Here is a 15,825-nt window from a genome sequence, read left to right as displayed (position 1 = left end):
GGAGGCAGCTATATGAGCCATATTAAAAAACAGCAAGAAAGCAGCTGCTGTTCGAACGAGAACACCTCGCTTGTAAACGGGCAAAGCCGAACAGCTGTTAAGTCAACGGAAACCTCAACATGCTGTAGCAAAGAAAGTGATACAGCTGTTAAGTCAACGGAAACTTCAACGTGCTGTAGTAAAGAAGAAGATGTGGATGTGGAAGAAGCAGGAACATCTTCATGCTGCAGCAAAGAAAATAATAAAGCAATTCAATCAACGGAAACCTCCTCTTGCTGCAGTAACGAAAGTAACGCAGCTAACGAAGAAGAAACATCAGAAACGTCCAGCTGCTGCAGTAATAGTACTTCTACGGGCGAAAGGCAGAAAACAGTAGAGTCATCCCTTTCGCGTTCCTCCGGAGTAACGGTTTTCAACGTTTCTGGAATGGACTGTCCTTCCTGTGCCGCCACTATCGAAAAAAGTCTGGGGCAGCAGGCTGGTTTTCAAACCGTGGAGGTTCACTATGGAACAGGGAAGCTCAAGGTGGAGGCAAGAGACGAGGAAACTCTGCAGGAAGTTCCCAGACTTGTTCGGAGGTTAGGCTTTGAAGCTGAAAGAGAATCCGATAAGAAGAAGAATACACAAACCTATCTTATTGAAGGGATGGATTGTGGTTCCTGCGCTAAAACGATTGAAAAGCATCTTGGCAGTCAGCCTAAGGTAAATGAAGTTACGGTGAATTTTTCTACGGGCAAGATGCAGATTGATCATAATACTTCATCAGAAGAAATCATTCAGGAAGTAGGGAAATCAGGTTTTACAGCTTCTCTGGAAACCTCAAGAAAAACAGAAGGTAATGAAACTAAGAAGAAACCAAAAGATACAAGAACCACTTTTTCAGGTATTTTACTGGCCCTAGGTTTTATAGGTTCTTTTACAAATCTTCCAGCCTTACTGATCACCCTGCTCTATGCAGCTTCCATCGCAATTGGAGGATATAAGCCGGCCAGAAGTGCTTTTTATTCCATCAGAAGCCGCTCGTTGGATATGAACGTTCTAATGGCTTCTGCTGCTATAGGTGCTGCCCTAATCGGAGAGTGGTTTGAAGGTGCAATGGTTGTATGGCTGTTTGCTCTTGGAAACACGCTGCAAAATAGATCCATTGAGCGAACAAGGGATTCGATTCGTAGCCTCATTAATCTTGCCCCGTCTGAAGCTACTGTGAAAGTAGGAAACGAGTGGGTAAGGAAACCTGTTGAGGATATTTCCATACAGGACAGAATTCTCGTTAAACCAGGAGAGAAGCTGCCTCTTGATGGGGAAGTCGTATCAGGTTCTTCCAGCATCAATCAGGCCCCGATTACAGGGGAGTCTCTTCCAGTTGATAAAATGGAAGGCGATACCGTTTTTGCAGGAACGATTAATGAGCATGGCTCTCTTGAGATCCGCGTAACAAAGCTGGTGGAAGATACAACGATTGCAGGCATTATTCATCTCGTAGAAGAGGCTCAGGAGAAAAAAGCTCCAACTCAAGCATTCGTAGATCGTTTCGCCCGGGTCTACACACCAATTGTTTTCAGTATGGCGCTGCTTGTGATGGTGCTTCCGCCTCTTACCGGCTTCGGCAGTTTTGGCGAATGGGTGTATAAAGGTCTTGCCTTACTCGTAGTTGCGTGTCCATGTGCTCTTGTCATATCTACGCCCGTCGCGATTGTGTCGGCGATTGGAAATGCAGCCAAAAACGGAGTGTTAATTAAGGGAGGAACTTTCCTTGAGAAAGCAGGCGCTGTTCAGGCGATTGCTTTTGATAAAACCGGTACCTTAACAGAAGGAAAACCGAGAGTATCTCAAGTATTTGCGCTGAATGGCAAGCCTGACGAACTGATCCGTATCGCTCATACAATCGAAGCTCATTCGACACATCCCATTGCTAAAGCGATTACGGATTATGCAAGGGAAAGGGAGATTGGTGTAAGAGACGGCTTGAATTACCAGGCGATTGCAGGAAAAGGAGCACAAGCCACGGTGGATGGAGTCGATTACTTTGCCGGTAACCCTAAACTATTTGAAGAACTGGACATCTCCGTTGAAAAAATTCGTGACCAAATTCATTCTATCCAGGGCGACGGGGGATCTCTCGTCATCGTGGGCACTCGCACCGAAATACTAGGAGTGATAGGCGTAGCGGACACCATACGAGAGATCACGATCGACTCTATTCAAGCACTGAAAAGCACGGGGCTTAAGGAAATGGTTATGCTGACCGGGGATAATGAAGGTACCGCTAAAAAGGTGGCCGATTCAGCAGGGGTAGACCGCTACTTCTCCGACTTGATGCCTGAAGAAAAAGTAACGGCCGTCAAAAAGCTGCAGGCAGAAGGAAAACGTGTAGCGATGGTCGGAGATGGTATTAACGATGCACCTGCGCTCGCGACAGCCGATCTCGGTATTGCCATGGGAGGTGCAGGTGCAGATACAGCCATGGAAACGGCCGATATTGTATTAATGGCTGATAACTTAGAAAAACTTCCCTATACCATCAAGTTAAGCAGGCGGTCCTTAAAGATTATTAAACAGAATGTCTGGTTTTCCTTAATTACAAAACTTGCAGCATTGCTGTTGATTTTCCCGGGTTTCCTGACATTATGGATGGCCGTTTTAAGTGATACAGGAGCGGCTCTGGTCGTTATTTTAAACAGCATGAGATTATTAAGACAAAAATAGAGAGGTGCGCCTCTCTATTTTTTTACGATATGATTGAGTAACATGAGGAAGCTAGTTACAGTCCTGAACCCAGGCAAGAAAATGTGTCTTTAACAAAACTTCCCGCGTAATAAGACTCTTGTATTAGATGAGAGTCTGGAAAGAATAGCTTGCATGAACTCTCTGGAAGAAATTACGTTCAAGAAGGAACATACCTTTTTTTGTTGAAAAAATAATGGAATGGATATTTAGAAAAGAAGAGGTGGTTTTGTGAGAGAGTACATTTACGTGTTAAAGCTTATTCCCCGGCTATACGAAGAAAAAAATTGGACCGAACATGACGAAGGTCTGGTTAGACAGCACTTTGCCAGATTGAAAGGCTGCTGTGAGGATGGCAAAGTAATCACAGCTGGTAAAACAGAGAGAGATGATGATAAGGGTTTTGGGATTGTTATTTTTGAGGAAGAAAACGATGAAAAGGCAGAAATGTTTATGAATGAAGACCCTGTGATTAAACATGGGATTATGTCAGGTGAAGTTTTCTCCTATAGAACTGCTCTAAAAAGGAAAGAGCATAATAGGAAATAACGGAGAAGGTTAACCGTATATCGAATTCCATTCTGCAGGAAAAGGGATCGTTTATTGAGAACGATTCTATTTTACAGTGGAGGATCAGATGGTTCACTTTTCTATACTCAAGTCGAATGGATAAGGGAGAATTGTAATGGAAATCAAATCATTGCTTCATAGCTCTATCGAAGACGCTCTAACTGCCATGAATGAAGGATTTCAGGATTATTCGGTAGAGATACAAATGACGGCTGATACGTTTATTCAGACCCTTGCCTCGAAGAAACTATCGCCAGAATATTCGTTCGTGGTCTACGATGGCGCAAAACCAGTCGGAATCATACTGAACAGTATTCAGCCAATCGATGGCAAGTTAACCGCTTATAACGGTGGCACGGCTGTACATCCTGATTATAGAGGAAGAGGTGTGGGGCGTGAACTTATTCAGATGTCAGAGGACCTGTTTAAGGAGAAAAAGGTGGAGGTCTCCACTCTTGAAGCCATTTCTGATAATAAAGGAGCCATCCGTTTATATGAAAAATACGGGTATGTTGTGTATGACCGATTATCGACGATGAGAATGATGTTTGAAAAGAGTGGAGGAGCTCCGTATACGGTGAAGCTGGTTTCCCTTTATGATTGGATGGAGCTTGGTGTTATCAAAGAGCCGGTCCCCTGGCAGAATAAGATTGCATTTGTAGATCGTCGAGAAATTTATGCTATTAAAGATGAAGGTGACACGCTTGGATATGTAGTCCTGAATCAACAGTCGAAACATACGCTGACCTTATTTCAATTACAAGCGATTGATGGGAAAGCTTCCTATGACTTATTGCTTTCAAGTGTCGAGCAACATTTTTCCGGCTACCGGGTCGTCGCTTTTAACGTCCCCCACAAGCATCCAGTGTATGAGGTGTATAAGAGCAGAGCCCCTCAGCAAATGATCGAGCAGGTGTGGATGAAGAAATAAACTATACGCGCTTCTTTTACCCCATTGGAGGCTTTCATAGACAAAGCCCCCGGACAGGCTATTTTTAAGGGGATTCAAGCTATCCGAAATGTGAAGGGCAATCAAACGCTGCCTTTTCATATTATGTTTTTCAATACATTGTATATATTCATAAAGCTTGCAGAGACAGTTTGTCGCTCTGCAAGCTTTATGAATTCCTATCGATCAGGAATTTAACAGGTTTCTTCATCAATTAGCTTCTGGATGTTCTCTTTTATGGATTCTTTAGGCTGTTGAATCAATCGCCAATTCAATACGATCGCATCCCGGTCCTTCTTACCTAAGCGGGCGGCATCTTCCTCAGGGGAAATGGATCTGGAATGAAGGTCGGAGAATTTTTTCTCAGACTTCTCCCTTAACCACTCTTTCGCAAGTGCGATCAGCTTTTTATTAGCCTGGTCCTCTTTTTCATCCTCGGGATAGGTGAAAAGGAATTTACCTTTGTTGAAGGAAAAAGCGTAGTCATGGCCTTCGTTTAGAATTAATTGATAAGAGCGGCCTAGGTAATTGATTTTCTGCCCCTCTTCCATGGAAAGGCGATCAACATGGTACAGCTCGGCGTGATGCTTTTCCCATGTTTCTTTCATCCAGGCAGCCTTCTTCTTAAGAAATGCTTCGATTAATTCAGGCTTTCTTTTCTCTGGAGCGGTAACTTGAGCTCCATTCAATTCATCCATATAAATCTTTACGTAATAAATCGTAGGTTTGGTATGTAAATCATAGTGGATCTTATAATCCTCATGAGTTAACTCCGGCATAGGGACGCCCCTTTCCTTGTGTTCTCTACTATTTTAATAGAGTGGGGCAGAAGCGTCAAAAAAACTTGTCGATAGAAGCTTTACAGTCTAGTAATTACAGGGACTACAAGTTTTTTCTCTCTGAATGATCTTCAGGCAGAAGATGGTTATCGTTTTTGAAAAAGGTTGACTTTCGGAAAATGATTGAGGGGCTTTCCATATACAATCAAATAACCTTCTTATAACTTTTTCGATTCGATGGACTTCTGTTATGTATCGATGAATCAAATTATAGAGGTAGTGTACGTACTTATCGTACAGATCGCTTAAGGCTTTCTTATCTCTGGAGGTAATCTTAGATAGTAATAGGATATCTTGGTTCATAGGATTTACTCCTTGGGTATTTTTGCTTATTACTTATGATACCCTTTCAAATTAATCTGAAACCATTTAACTGGTCAATCGTACTAAGGTTAAGGAATGTATTTCCTGAACAGAAGGTTGGAAGGAGGATGGGATGCCGGATTGGTTTAATATTGAAATACAAGACAGATTCGAATTTTTATCACCGAGTCACCTGATTATGCTCGCTATTCTTTTTTCCGGAATGGCTTTGCTGCTGATTTTTCACCGTTCGTTACGAAAAAATAATAAGCTGCAGAAATGGGTAAGATGGAGTTTATTTGCTCTATTGCTCGGTTGTGAAATTGGGCAGACGTTCTGGGGGCTTGCGAACAATAACTGGAATATGGAAGATCATGCACCGCTTCACTTGTGCGGAATCGCATCTTTTCTTGGAATGGGTGCGCTCCTTTTTTATCGGCACAAAGTCATACAGATTGTATATTTCATTGGGATTATTCCGCCAGTCGTAACGTTATTAACGCCGGAGGTATTTTACTCGTTTCCGCATTTTCGATTTTTGAAATTTTTCCTGCACCATATGGCTTTGGCCTGGACTGGCATTTTTTTAATTCTGATTAGTTCTGCACGTATCACGTTCCGTTCACTTTTAATGATGTTTGGTTATTTGAATCTTTATGCTGTTTTTATCTTTTTCCTTAACCGGAGAATCGGTACGAACTACTTGTTTCTGGCCGGTACCCCTGATGTGAGTACTCCGCTTGATGCGCTTGGGGAAGGGGTATGGTACTACGTCAATTTAGAAATCTTCTGCTTTGGCATATTTCTTGGCATGTATGGGTTATATCGCTTTATTTCACTCATGCGAATTTGGAAAAAGAGCACCGGGTTAAAAGATGAAAAGTATCATTATCTATAGGAACAGATTGAAAAATTACATAAAAAAAGAAGCCGCATCTAAGGCCGGAGCCTGAATGCGGCTTCTTTATTAATGCTGTGCTTCCGTTTCCTTCAGTTCGTACAAAGGAACTTCCTGAAAAATATTCGGCTGATCGACGGGATGGATTCTTGCGGTTTCACTTCTTTCAATCACTTCTTCGATGTAAACCGGTCTGTCCTCATGGGTAACCGCAATCATTTCGGGGGAATGGAAAATTTCTTTAGCGCGTTCTTTGTTCATAAGCAGTATCCTCCTTTTTTCATATCTCTAATGTTTGCTTCAAAGGTCAGAGCTATTCTCTAAAGAGAGGTTTTCCTGCGTAACTATCGTAATATTTCTTGAAGCATCGGGTCCTGATCCAGAAAATCCAGTGCTTTACGCTGGTATTTCTTATCATGCAAATACGTATAGCGGTGCGGCTTGATGTCTGGACTGTTTTCAATAGCCATTTTGAAATCGGCTTTCTTCACTTCCAGCGTTTTTATATAATCAAAAAAGCCTGTCCGTTTAAACACTTTTTGCATCCGTTCGGCACGATGTTCCTGAACATTTGCCATAATATACGTCGCGATTCCCACCTGAATCCCGTGCATGTGAGGATGTTCAGCGTATTTATCAAGCGCATGGGAAATCAGATGCTCGGAGCCGCTGATGGGGGAGCTGTTTCCGCTGATAATGGTGGCCACTCCGCCCATCGTTAATGAACTGACGAGCTCTTTTAAAAAAGTAGGATCCTGAATGTCCTGCATAGGCGTTCGAACAAAGCTGTTTACCGCTTTTTTACTAAGCATGGACGCAAACGCATTTACCTGGCTTATCCCCTGACGATCTTCGAATTCCCAGTCATACAGGGCTGTAATATTGGACATCAGGTCTCCTACGCCAGCTAAGATAAAGGGGGAAGGTGCGTTTTGTATAATATCAAGATCGGCAATGATGCCATACGGGACTTTAGCAGGAACCGTTGTTTTCTTCCCATCAATCATTAATGAGCAATTACTGCTTGCAAATCCATCGTTAGAGGCTGACGTTGGAATGCTGATAAAAGGAGTCTGGCGGGAAAAGGCCATATATTTACCGCAGTCAATCACGGCTCCTCCGCCCACCGCAACGATCGCATCATACATTTGTAAGGAAAAAGCTTGCTTAATCAGATCATGAACCTCGGCATGAGGCTGCATAAGGACTGTATCCACTTTGGTAGTGGACAGAGAATCTTTGATGTTTGACTCCCATTGATCCATCGTAAATGAATCAAACAGCATGAGGATATTTTCAAATCCATGACGATCAAAAATCTCCTGAAGATGGTAGATGATGCCGCTCTTAATTTCCAGAATAGCTGGAATCGGAATGTTTGTAATGGGATTAGTCATGTGACAAAAACCCTTTTTTCTCTAAATCAGTCTGGATATCTCTAAACGTTTTCACAGGAGTATAGGGTACATTCTTCTCGCTTAGAATCTTCTGCAGAGCATCTTTAGCAAAGGTGGCATCGGCATAAACAGCTGGGTGCGAATCGGGCTCGCTGTCGCCGGCAAAATGCACGGTTTCGTATTCCTGTTTCAGCTCCTGTACCACTTTGGATTTGTCGATTCCGTAACGTTCCGAATGATGCCGGTGGGAAGGATCAATATTTAAATGAACATTGAGGTTCTCGTAATATCCTTCATTAGAATAAACGGTCACATTTTGAATGTTGTATTCTTTTAAAATGTGGTGTATGTAGTAATCTGTACCGGCACTTAGAATATAAAAGTCTCCTCCATTGTTCTGTACGTGCTGAATAAAAGACGGGACATACTCATCGATCGGGATATTGAGGATATCCTTGATAATCTGCTCCTCATGCTGGTTGATGGATGTGAAGATCGAGCGTAAAAATTCGATGTCCTTCATATGACCTGCCTTCCACTTCTTAAAAAGGTCTCGGCCTTCCGGATAGTATTTCTCAATGATAACCCAGTAAAAATCTTTAGTCGAGATCGTACCATCAAAATCTGAAACGAATGCCCATTTTTTCATCGTTCATCCCTCCGCTGCCATTTTCTATATTGTAACAAATTTCTTTTGAAACGAGTGGAAGTGACGTCCTTCATATTAAGTGGCGGTGAAATAAGGCGTGTACCTGGGTAATAAATGCTGATGGGCTTTCAACGTTCAGGGGCCAGTCATTTGCTGCAGAAAAGATTCATACGCCAGTATAGAAACGCCGTTCCGACTCTTATGATGTTCTCGTAATATATGGAGAGAGGAGGTGTAAGAATGCCTGTTACATCAAGAAAAGGGCTGATCTACACGGTCAAATCTGGTGACACGCTATTTGCGATTGCCAGTCGTTTCGGCAGTACGACTACCGGTATTGAAAGGGCGAACCATCTGTACCCGCCTGTGACCGATCGGGGATTAATTTATCCTGATGATGTTCTGATCGTACCTACCTCGACACTCGATCCGATCATGACCCATATCGTGACGAACGGAGATACCTTAACGGCTATCGCTCAAACGTTTGGTACTCACGTTGATCTTTTGGCGGGAGTGAACAATATTCCCGATCCCAACATCATTGGAGTAGGCCAGAGGCTGCTTGTTCCAGCGTTTACTTATAAAATTACTACAGGGGATACCCTGTATTCAATTGCAAGACGATTTGGGGTACGTGTTACGGACCTGGAAGAAGCTAATGCCGATCGGCCTGGTTTCCAAAGAGATGTAATCTGGCCGGGTTATCATCTTATTATTCCGATTCCGACTTCAAGGAATATTTTCGTGACCCGCCCTCTGCCAGGTTCGACCATAAATAGTGGAGACATGGTAGAAGGATACGCGAGAGTATTCGAAGCGGTCGTCAATTACCAGCTGAGGGACAGTAATGGTGTCGTGGTGTCCAACGAACGTTACGCTATGACGGACAAAGGTGCTCCGGAATACGGATTTTTCAGCAGTGCCATTCCATTCGATCGCCAGCCTACAGCCGATTCGGGAGAACTGTGGGTTTACAGTCGAAGTGCTAAAGATGGCAGTATTCAGGACCTTGTGAAAATCAAGGTATACTTCTAATAAACAGTCAGCCTTCTCAAAAGGGAGGGAGGCTGTTTTCTTGTGCAGAAGAAATTCTTTCTTTGCTGAGGAGTATAAGGTATATTTTTAATAATATATCAATAGCACTTGCGAGTTTGGTGAAAACATGAACTTGCACAGACTTTATGGAAGCTGAAATATTTCTCATCCGCTGCCATTTCTTAAATTTTTATAGTGAGAGGAGCAAGGATTATGAAAAAAGCGGTATGGATTGTATTGCTTGCTTTGATTCTCGGAGGGGCAGGAACATTGATCTCATTTCAGAATACGAAGTCCTCAGAAAATGAAAAGCGAGAGGTACATAAGCAAGAAGCCTTTACGGCGGGTGAAATTCAAGGCATCAATGTAGATACTTCAACGACTGGTATCCAATTCATCAAAGGGGAAAGCAATCAAATTCAAGTCACGCTGAGCGGATATGCCCGGAATTGGAAAAAGTATTCGTATCAAGTGGAAGAGATGGACGGGGAATTAAGAGTAAAGCTTGAAAAGAATAAAGGGCTCGGACTTTCATTTGGTTTTATCCGAGGCGATGACTTGAAATTAATCGTTGAAGTACCCAGGAAGAAACTGGAATTCGTAAAAATTAACACCTCGTCATCCGAAGTCAGCCTTCATGAACTGCAAGTCAATCACCTGATTGCTTCCTCAAGTTCCGGGGACATAGAAGTATCTAATCTGCAAATGGAGGAAAAGCTGAACATCCATTCTTCCAGTGGAGATGTAATGCTGAAAAACGTAAATGGTTCAGACGCTGAGGTCGAATTGGAAACAAGCAGTGGAGATATAGAAGGAAACGGACTACTAGTTCATGAAATGAAGGCTGAATCTTCCTCGGGCAAAGTGGATGTATCGCACAAGCGTCTGGCGGGAAATTTAACAGCCAATACGTCGAGCGGTGATGTTACTTTTTCGTTTGAAGAAGAACCTACATCGTTTATGCTGAGTTATCGATCAAGTTCAGGAGACGAACACATTCAACTGGATGGCATTCATTATGAGAGAAGAGAGGAGCATGAGGTAAAAGGTCATAAAGGAGATCAGACGTATCAGATCGTAGTGAAAACGAGTTCTGGAGATTTTACATTGGACTAAATGGTCCTGTCAAAGCGATGACTTTAGCTAGTGAATAAATGATGTAACCAGGGACTTCCTCTTGACGAAAGTCCCTGGTTTTATTAGTTAAAAGTGACGTTTTGCGCCTAAATATTTGGTTTTCCAATAAGAGCTGGAAAGCTTTTGCGTTCTGACGCCTTGAGAGGTAGCGGCAATAAACTCACCGGACCCTGTGTATATGCCCACAAATGAAACGTTGCCTTTTCCTGCTGTATCAAAGAATACGAGATCCCCAAACTTCAAGTCGGATTGTTTCTTAACGACTTTTCCTTGCTTATATTGCTCAGCACTTGTGCGAGCGATTTGCTTTTTAGCAGCAGAATAGGAATAGATGTATTGAGTAAATCCGCTTGCGTCAAAACCTTTAGGCGTCGTTCCTCCCCATTTAAACGGGGCCCCTGCATACCTCTCCGCCACGGCAGAAACTTCCTCGCCATAGTTAATTGTAGCTTCTGCTTTTGAGAAAGGGGTGAAGACAAAAGCAGCAACTAATGAAAAAATGACCGCAGCATACACCCAGCACCTTGACTTCCTAACAGCAACATTCATCCTTTTGACCTCCTGAAGTTAAATTCGCCAAACAATAATTATCGTATTGTTGCTATTTTTTGTTTATTCCACCGACGAATATGAAAAGTTTTCGACATAGATTTCAGTGGAAAGGTGCTTTGGCAACTAGAGAAGGAATATCGTCATTTTGATAGATGGGCATAGGAAAGAAAGTAGAGGCTGGTTATCTTCTACTAGATTTAACTGATTGGGTTTGACCACGGCCCAATCGAGGAGGCGCACGGCCCAATCCGAAGATACGCGCGGTCCAGGCTATACCGCACCTCCAACTCTTCCAAAATCAAATTTCTTCTCATGAATCGATCAACTTCCTATCATTCACAAGTCATTCCTCTGTTAAATAAATATCAACCAGACGATTTCGAGTAACAGTGCCCAGGCCTTCGTCATACCTTGATTGGGAAAGTGTCTTTTATTGTAAAAGAGCGTTTCCTGATCAGGAGTAAATCTGAATAACGATGGAGGTTCCCCATATGAATCAGTTTCAAAATGAACTTCAGCATTTAGATGTCGGAGAATTTCATGCCCAGCAGTTAGTGCCGAGTGAGCAAGCTCACGACTATGGCAATAACTCCAGGTTATGTGTAGGTTTTGGATTTGTATGCTTTGGCTGCTTCGGCTGTTTCCGCTGTGCTGGCTGTGGCGGTTGCGGAGGATGCGGAGGTTGTGCGCGCTGCGCAGGCTGTGGTGGCTGTGCGGGTTGTGCAAGATGTGCACGTTGTGCCGGCTGCGGTCGCTGCGGACGTTAAGTATTCTACATTTATATATACTTTCTTCCTTTCCCCTGCAGAAACACTCTGCAGGGGTACTTCTATTGATGAAGTCATATGAGACAAAGGGAAGTACATAGAATCGTAGAAGGAAGTCACCCCAGTTGGTAAGGAGGAGTGTCATAGTGAACGTAAAACCTTCAATGCGTTTAAAGGTAAAGAAGGGTACTTTTTTCATGCCGGAACCGGACGGGAGTGTTTATTTCCGAAACAATGCAGGCTCATTTCGGATGGAAGGAAAGGCTATTCATCAATGGGTTGAAAAATTGCTGCCTATGCTCAATGGAGAACATTCATTAGCTGATTTAACAGAAGGGTTATCGCATCCCTACCATGCGCGTGTTTACGAGATAACGGACGTTCTATATAACAATGGATTTCTTCGGGATATGAGTGCAGATCATCCTCATGAGCTGCATCCGCAGGTGGCGGAGAAGTTCGCTTCTCAAATAGAGTTCCTGGAGAGTTTCGGTGATTCTGCCAGCTTCCGCTTCCAAAAGTATCGTCGGCAAAAAGTAATTGCTGCTGGAGAGGGAAACATGCTGCTCGGAGCAGTGTCAGCGCTGCTTGCCTCTGGGCTGCCTGGATGTCATGTGATTTTAACCGATGAGAACGAAAGCAGCCGCCGTAGAGTGAGGGAGCTTGAAGCCTGGGCGAGGGAAACGGATCCTGAAGTTCGCCTCACCATAGCTCTGGAAAATCCTTTTTCCTGGGAGCAAGAAATCGAACCGTATGATGCTGTTTTTTACGCTTCTCATCAAGACTATTATGAAGAACGGACATCTCTGCTTACTGCCTGTCAAAAGAAACATAAATGGTTTATTCCCATCCTATGCAGTAGAACAGAAGGGTTTGCGGGACCTGCGGAAATACCGGGGCCGGATTCCCGTTTTGAATCGGCGTGGCGCAGTCTTCCCAGAAAGGAAGCAGACGAGGAGCAGAGTGGTTTTATTTCGTCACCAGCTGCAGCGATGCTTACAAATGTGGCTGTGTTTGAATGGTTTAAGAAGATGACCGGGGTGCCGGATGTTCATCCTTCGAACCACATGTTTGTGCTTACAGATGAAACGCTGGAGGGGAAATGGCATCCTTTTAAACCTCATCCACTTGTTACAGGTCACATCGTGGCCGAAAGGGTGGAAGACGTATTAGAGAAAACGAAAGATCAAGAAGCGGATCCGGAAAAAGAGTGGTTCTTTTACTTTAATGAGTTGGCGTCCGGGCCTTTAGGGATTTTTCAACGTTATGAAGAAGGAGATCTGCCCCAGCTGCCTTTATCTCAATGCGAAGTGCAGGTGGCAGATCTTCACTCCGGGCATCCGCATCCAGGCAGGATCTGTGCAGCTATGACCCATGAAGAAGCGAGACGGGAAGCAGGACTTGCCGGAATGGAGCAATACCTTTCCCCTCTGAAAAAAGATATTTTAAATAGTTTAGATTCTGTGAACGATCGTTCAGCCAGTCTTTATCTAGGAGCAGGGGAAACCGGTACGCGAACAGCCATCAGCCGGGCACTTACCAACTTACTTGAAGAACGCCTGCAAGAAACTGGGGTGGAATGGACCCCAGCGAAGCTTGAGTTAAACAGAATGGAAGATGACCAATGCCGCTTCTATTACCAGGCCTTACAAACCCTGAAGAAAGAAGTGGAGCTCGGGCTCGGGGAAGATGCTTATGGATTTCCGGTCGTTTGGACGAAAGCTGGGAAACAGAAGTGGTACGGAAGTGTGGGGTTCACCCGTACACTCGCTCTGCGACAAGCATTACGCCGTGCTTTGATGGAGGAGCAAAACCCTGACCGCACGTTCGTACCTGACGCTTGCATTGCTAAGGTGAACGATAAGGAGGGAGTTGTCCATTCTCTTGATATCCCCTCCTGTCAGTCAGATGACCCTGAGGTTCTTAGCTCTGCCATTCAGCAACTGAAACGCAGCCACCAGGATCTTTTCTTTATCAAAGTAACCATGGACCCTTTTAAAGACGATGCAATTATGGATCTCTTCGGTGTGGTTGTGAGAGAGGAGGAGACTGGATGAATCCCATTATTGCACTGGTCGGAAAAGGAAGACTGGTTCAGCTGACAGCGGAAGAGCTGAGTCCCCGGTGGGAAATTGTCCGGCTGCCTGATTTTAACGAGCCTATACCTGAGGGCACGAGAATGATGATTGTGCTCCATGATACCTGGGATCCATCGATTTATCTTCAGGCGGAAGCCGCGGCCATGAGCTGTGGTGTGGAGTGGATTCCTGGATTCGTCTCCTTTGGGGCAGGGGTGGCAGGTCCGCTTGTAACGCCCGGAAGTGCAGGCTGTTCTCAATGTGCGGAGTCCCGGAGATTGATGGCAGCTGCGGATCGACAGGATCTATGGAAGATGCATAAGGCTCTTCTTGAAAATCAGATCAGTCGTCAGGATGAATGGGGCTCCGAAACAGCCTTCAGGCAAATGGCCTGCCTGATTAAAAATGAAGTCGAGCAGGTGTGTCAAGAGCGACCGACGTTATTCAAAGAATCGATTTATCGGATCGATCTTAGAACCCTTGAAACCTCACGCCATGCTATTCTTCCGGATTCCTTATGCCCGGTTTGCGGTGGTCGACAGAAGGATTCAGCTTTGGCTGCCGAAATCAAGCTTGAGCCAAGTATGAAAGTCCATAAAGACAGCTTTCGGTGCCGGTCTAAAGAAGAGTTAAGCAGTGTCCTTTCAAAAGATTATCTCGACCCCAGGACTGGATTGTTAAACAATAAGTTACAGGATTTTGAAACTCCGTTTGCCGATGTTATTGTCAACCTTCCTATAATGGGCGGGGATGAAGGCACAGCCGGACGAACAAACTCGTACGCGGAAAGTGAAATGACCGCCATCCTTGAAGGATTGGAACGATCTTGCGGAATGGAACCGCGGGGAAAACGAACGGCTGTCTTTGACAGCTACAACAACCTGGATTCTGCTATCCACCCCCTTCAGGTAGGGGTTCATTCGAAAAAGCAGTACGCTCAGCCCCATTTTCCCTTTACCGCTTTCCACCCGGATCGAAAAATGAATTGGGTTTGGGGCTACTCTCTTCAGAAAGAAGCACCCGTTCTGGTTCCGGAGCGGCTCGCTTATTACAGTATGGGCTGCGGAAATGGATTCGTGTTTGAAACTTCCAATGGATGTGCGCTCGGTGGAAGTCTCGAGGAAGCCATTTTCCATGGAATACTTGAAGTACTGGAACGGGATTCATTTCTGATGACGTGGTACGCCAGGCTCCCGCTGCCGCGTATTGATCCATACACTTGTGAAGATAAAGAACTGCTGTTAATGATCGACCGCATGCGTGAGGAAGCAGGCTATGATCTATATTTGTACAATGCCACTATGGAACATGGCATTCCGTGTATATTCACGATTATCAAAAAACGTGACCCCGCCCAGGCCGGATTGAACCTTATTTGCGCAGCCGGTGCCCATCTTGATCCGGTAAGAGCGGTTAAAAGCGCCATTGTAGAAAGTATTGGCATGGTTAAACCGTTGAATAAAGAATTCGAACAGAATAGAGACAAATATGCCGCAATGCTGGATGATTCGTCACTCGTACAGAAAATGGATGATCACGGGATGCTGTATGGCCTTCCGGAAGCAGAAGAGCGGCTCGACTTTTTGTTGAAAAATGAGGAGAAGCAGCAATCATTTGCGGAGGCGTTTAACAGGAAACGGAGCCATCCTGATCTGACGGATGACATTCGGGATCTTCTGAAGGTCTTCAGTCAGCTGGACCTCGATGTGATCGTCGTAGATCAAACCACACCCGAGATTCGAAGAAATGATCTTCACTGCGTAAAAGTCTTAATCCCGGGGATGCTGCCCATGACATTTGGCCACCACCTCACTCGTGTTATAGGACTTAACCGAGTATTAAATGTGCCAAATAAATTAGGCTATGTCAGCCGGCCGCTGACGTTAGAAGACCTTAATCCTTATCCACACCCATTTCCTTAACG

At 44.4% G+C, this 15,825-nt stretch carries 14 protein-coding genes; 9 read left to right on the top strand and 5 right to left on the bottom strand.

Going from position 1 to position 15,825, the window contains the following annotated elements; genetic code table 11:
* Positions 1 to 12 precede the first annotated feature (12 nt).
* The 3 genes from LCM11_RS12460 to LCM11_RS12450 all read left to right on the top strand — a co-directional run bounded on the left by LCM11_RS12460 (position 13) and on the right by LCM11_RS12450 (position 4,225).
* A complete protein-coding gene (locus LCM11_RS12460) occupies positions 13 to 2,706 on the top strand; it encodes a heavy metal translocating P-type ATPase (RefSeq protein ID WP_224894616.1) in 2,694 nt (897 codons plus the stop codon).
* A 249-nt stretch (positions 2,707 to 2,955) separates the two neighbouring features.
* Positions 2,956 to 3,273: a YciI family protein gene (locus tag LCM11_RS12455; protein ID WP_224894615.1), complete on the top strand. Its 318-nt coding sequence runs from the start codon at positions 2,956 to 2,958 to the stop codon at positions 3,271 to 3,273.
* Positions 3,274 to 3,409: 136 nt separating this feature from the next.
* Complete coding sequence (locus LCM11_RS12450; protein WP_224894614.1) at positions 3,410 to 4,225, top strand: GNAT family N-acetyltransferase; 816 nt, start codon at positions 3,410 to 3,412, stop codon at positions 4,223 to 4,225.
* Positions 4,226 to 4,437: 212 nt separating this feature from the next.
* Here the strand turns inward: LCM11_RS12450 and LCM11_RS12445 are convergent, their stop codons facing one another.
* Entirely contained in the window at positions 4,438 to 5,022 is a 585-nt protein-coding gene (locus LCM11_RS12445; protein WP_224894613.1) for a YgjP-like metallopeptidase domain-containing protein, read from the bottom strand.
* 496 nt (positions 5,023 to 5,518) lie between these two features.
* Here LCM11_RS12445 and LCM11_RS12440 point away from each other — a divergent pair, with 496 nt between their 5' ends.
* Positions 5,519 to 6,283 (top strand): TIGR02206 family membrane protein, encoded by a 765-nt coding sequence (locus tag LCM11_RS12440; RefSeq protein ID WP_224894612.1) that lies wholly within the window; start codon positions 5,519 to 5,521, stop codon positions 6,281 to 6,283.
* 69 nt (positions 6,284 to 6,352) lie between these two features.
* Here the strand turns inward: LCM11_RS12440 and LCM11_RS12435 are convergent, their stop codons facing one another.
* From LCM11_RS12435 to LCM11_RS12425, 3 genes are all read right to left on the bottom strand, one after another.
* Entirely contained in the window at positions 6,353 to 6,544 is a 192-nt protein-coding gene (locus tag LCM11_RS12435) for an H-type small acid-soluble spore protein (RefSeq protein ID WP_224894611.1), read from the bottom strand.
* 83 nt (positions 6,545 to 6,627) lie between these two features.
* Entirely contained in the window at positions 6,628 to 7,680 is a 1,053-nt protein-coding gene (locus LCM11_RS12430) for an iron-containing alcohol dehydrogenase family protein (protein ID WP_224894610.1), read from the bottom strand.
* A complete protein-coding gene (locus LCM11_RS12425) occupies positions 7,673 to 8,329 on the bottom strand; it encodes an MtnX-like HAD-IB family phosphatase (RefSeq protein ID WP_224894609.1) in 657 nt (218 codons plus the stop codon). The genes LCM11_RS12430 and LCM11_RS12425 overlap by 8 nt, the downstream gene beginning before the upstream one ends.
* 240 nt (positions 8,330 to 8,569) lie before the next feature.
* Here LCM11_RS12425 and LCM11_RS12420 point away from each other — a divergent pair, with 240 nt between their 5' ends.
* Both LCM11_RS12420 and LCM11_RS12415 read left to right on the top strand, forming a co-directional pair.
* The gene (locus tag LCM11_RS12420; protein ID WP_224894608.1) at positions 8,570 to 9,367 is read left to right on the top strand and encodes a LysM peptidoglycan-binding domain-containing protein; all 798 of its coding nucleotides are present in this window, start codon (positions 8,570 to 8,572) and stop codon (positions 9,365 to 9,367) included.
* Between the two features lie 213 nt (positions 9,368 to 9,580).
* Positions 9,581 to 10,483: a DUF4097 family beta strand repeat-containing protein gene (locus tag LCM11_RS12415; protein WP_224894607.1), complete on the top strand. Its 903-nt coding sequence runs from the start codon at positions 9,581 to 9,583 to the stop codon at positions 10,481 to 10,483.
* Between the two features lie 87 nt (positions 10,484 to 10,570).
* Here the strand turns inward: LCM11_RS12415 and LCM11_RS12410 are convergent, their stop codons facing one another.
* On the bottom strand, positions 10,571 to 11,053 hold the full coding sequence (locus LCM11_RS12410) for a C40 family peptidase (RefSeq protein WP_224894606.1): 483 nt from the start codon (positions 11,051 to 11,053) through the stop codon (positions 10,571 to 10,573).
* Between the two features lie 612 nt (positions 11,054 to 11,665).
* Between LCM11_RS12410 and LCM11_RS12405 the strand changes: the two genes are divergently transcribed.
* From LCM11_RS12405 to LCM11_RS12395, 3 genes are all read left to right on the top strand, one after another.
* Positions 11,666 to 11,905 carry a hypothetical protein gene (locus LCM11_RS12405; protein WP_224894605.1) on the top strand — a complete coding sequence of 80 codons (240 nt, stop codon included), beginning with the start codon at positions 11,666 to 11,668 and terminating at the stop codon, positions 11,903 to 11,905.
* Between the two features lie 64 nt (positions 11,906 to 11,969).
* Positions 11,970 to 13,880: a bacteriocin maturation protein gene (locus tag LCM11_RS12400; protein ID WP_224894604.1), complete on the top strand. Its 1,911-nt coding sequence runs from the start codon at positions 11,970 to 11,972 to the stop codon at positions 13,878 to 13,880.
* Positions 13,877 to 15,823, top strand: coding sequence for a TOMM precursor leader peptide-binding protein (locus tag LCM11_RS12395; RefSeq protein WP_224894603.1), 1,947 nt, complete (start codon positions 13,877 to 13,879; stop codon positions 15,821 to 15,823). The genes LCM11_RS12400 and LCM11_RS12395 overlap by 4 nt, the downstream gene beginning before the upstream one ends.
* Positions 15,824 to 15,825 lie beyond the last annotated feature (2 nt).

The organism is Halobacillus halophilus (assembly GCF_020171985.1).
Classification (GTDB): Bacteria; Bacillota; Bacilli; order Bacillales; family Halobacillaceae; genus Halobacillus; species Halobacillus halophilus_A.
The sequence above is the reverse complement of the archived record's forward strand: the minus strand, read 5'-3'. Positions and strand labels throughout refer to the sequence as shown.

Excerpts from the sequence above, each read along its gene's own strand:
- LCM11_RS12460 (WP_224894616.1), top strand. The coding sequence starts at position 13 with ATGAGCCATATTAAAAAACAGCAAGAAAGCAGCTGCTGTTCGAACGAG.
- LCM11_RS12425 (WP_224894609.1), bottom strand. The coding sequence starts at position 8,329 with ATGAAAAAATGGGCATTCGTTTCAGATTTTGATGGTACGATCTCGACT.
- LCM11_RS12395 (WP_224894603.1), top strand. The coding sequence starts at position 13,877 with ATGAATCCCATTATTGCACTGGTCGGAAAAGGAAGACTGGTTCAGCTG.
- LCM11_RS12410 (WP_224894606.1), bottom strand. The coding sequence starts at position 11,053 with ATGAATGTTGCTGTTAGGAAGTCAAGGTGCTGGGTGTATGCTGCGGTC.
- LCM11_RS12435 (WP_224894611.1), bottom strand. The coding sequence starts at position 6,544 with ATGAACAAAGAACGCGCTAAAGAAATTTTCCATTCCCCCGAAATGATT.
- LCM11_RS12450 (WP_224894614.1), top strand. The coding sequence starts at position 3,410 with ATGGAAATCAAATCATTGCTTCATAGCTCTATCGAAGACGCTCTAACT.
- LCM11_RS12415 (WP_224894607.1), top strand. The coding sequence starts at position 9,581 with ATGAAAAAAGCGGTATGGATTGTATTGCTTGCTTTGATTCTCGGAGGG.
- LCM11_RS12440 (WP_224894612.1), top strand. The coding sequence starts at position 5,519 with ATGCCGGATTGGTTTAATATTGAAATACAAGACAGATTCGAATTTTTA.
- LCM11_RS12445 (WP_224894613.1), bottom strand. The coding sequence starts at position 5,022 with ATGCCGGAGTTAACTCATGAGGATTATAAGATCCACTATGATTTACAT.
- LCM11_RS12430 (WP_224894610.1), bottom strand. The coding sequence starts at position 7,680 with ATGACTAATCCCATTACAAACATTCCGATTCCAGCTATTCTGGAAATT.
- LCM11_RS12420 (WP_224894608.1), top strand. The coding sequence starts at position 8,570 with ATGCCTGTTACATCAAGAAAAGGGCTGATCTACACGGTCAAATCTGGT.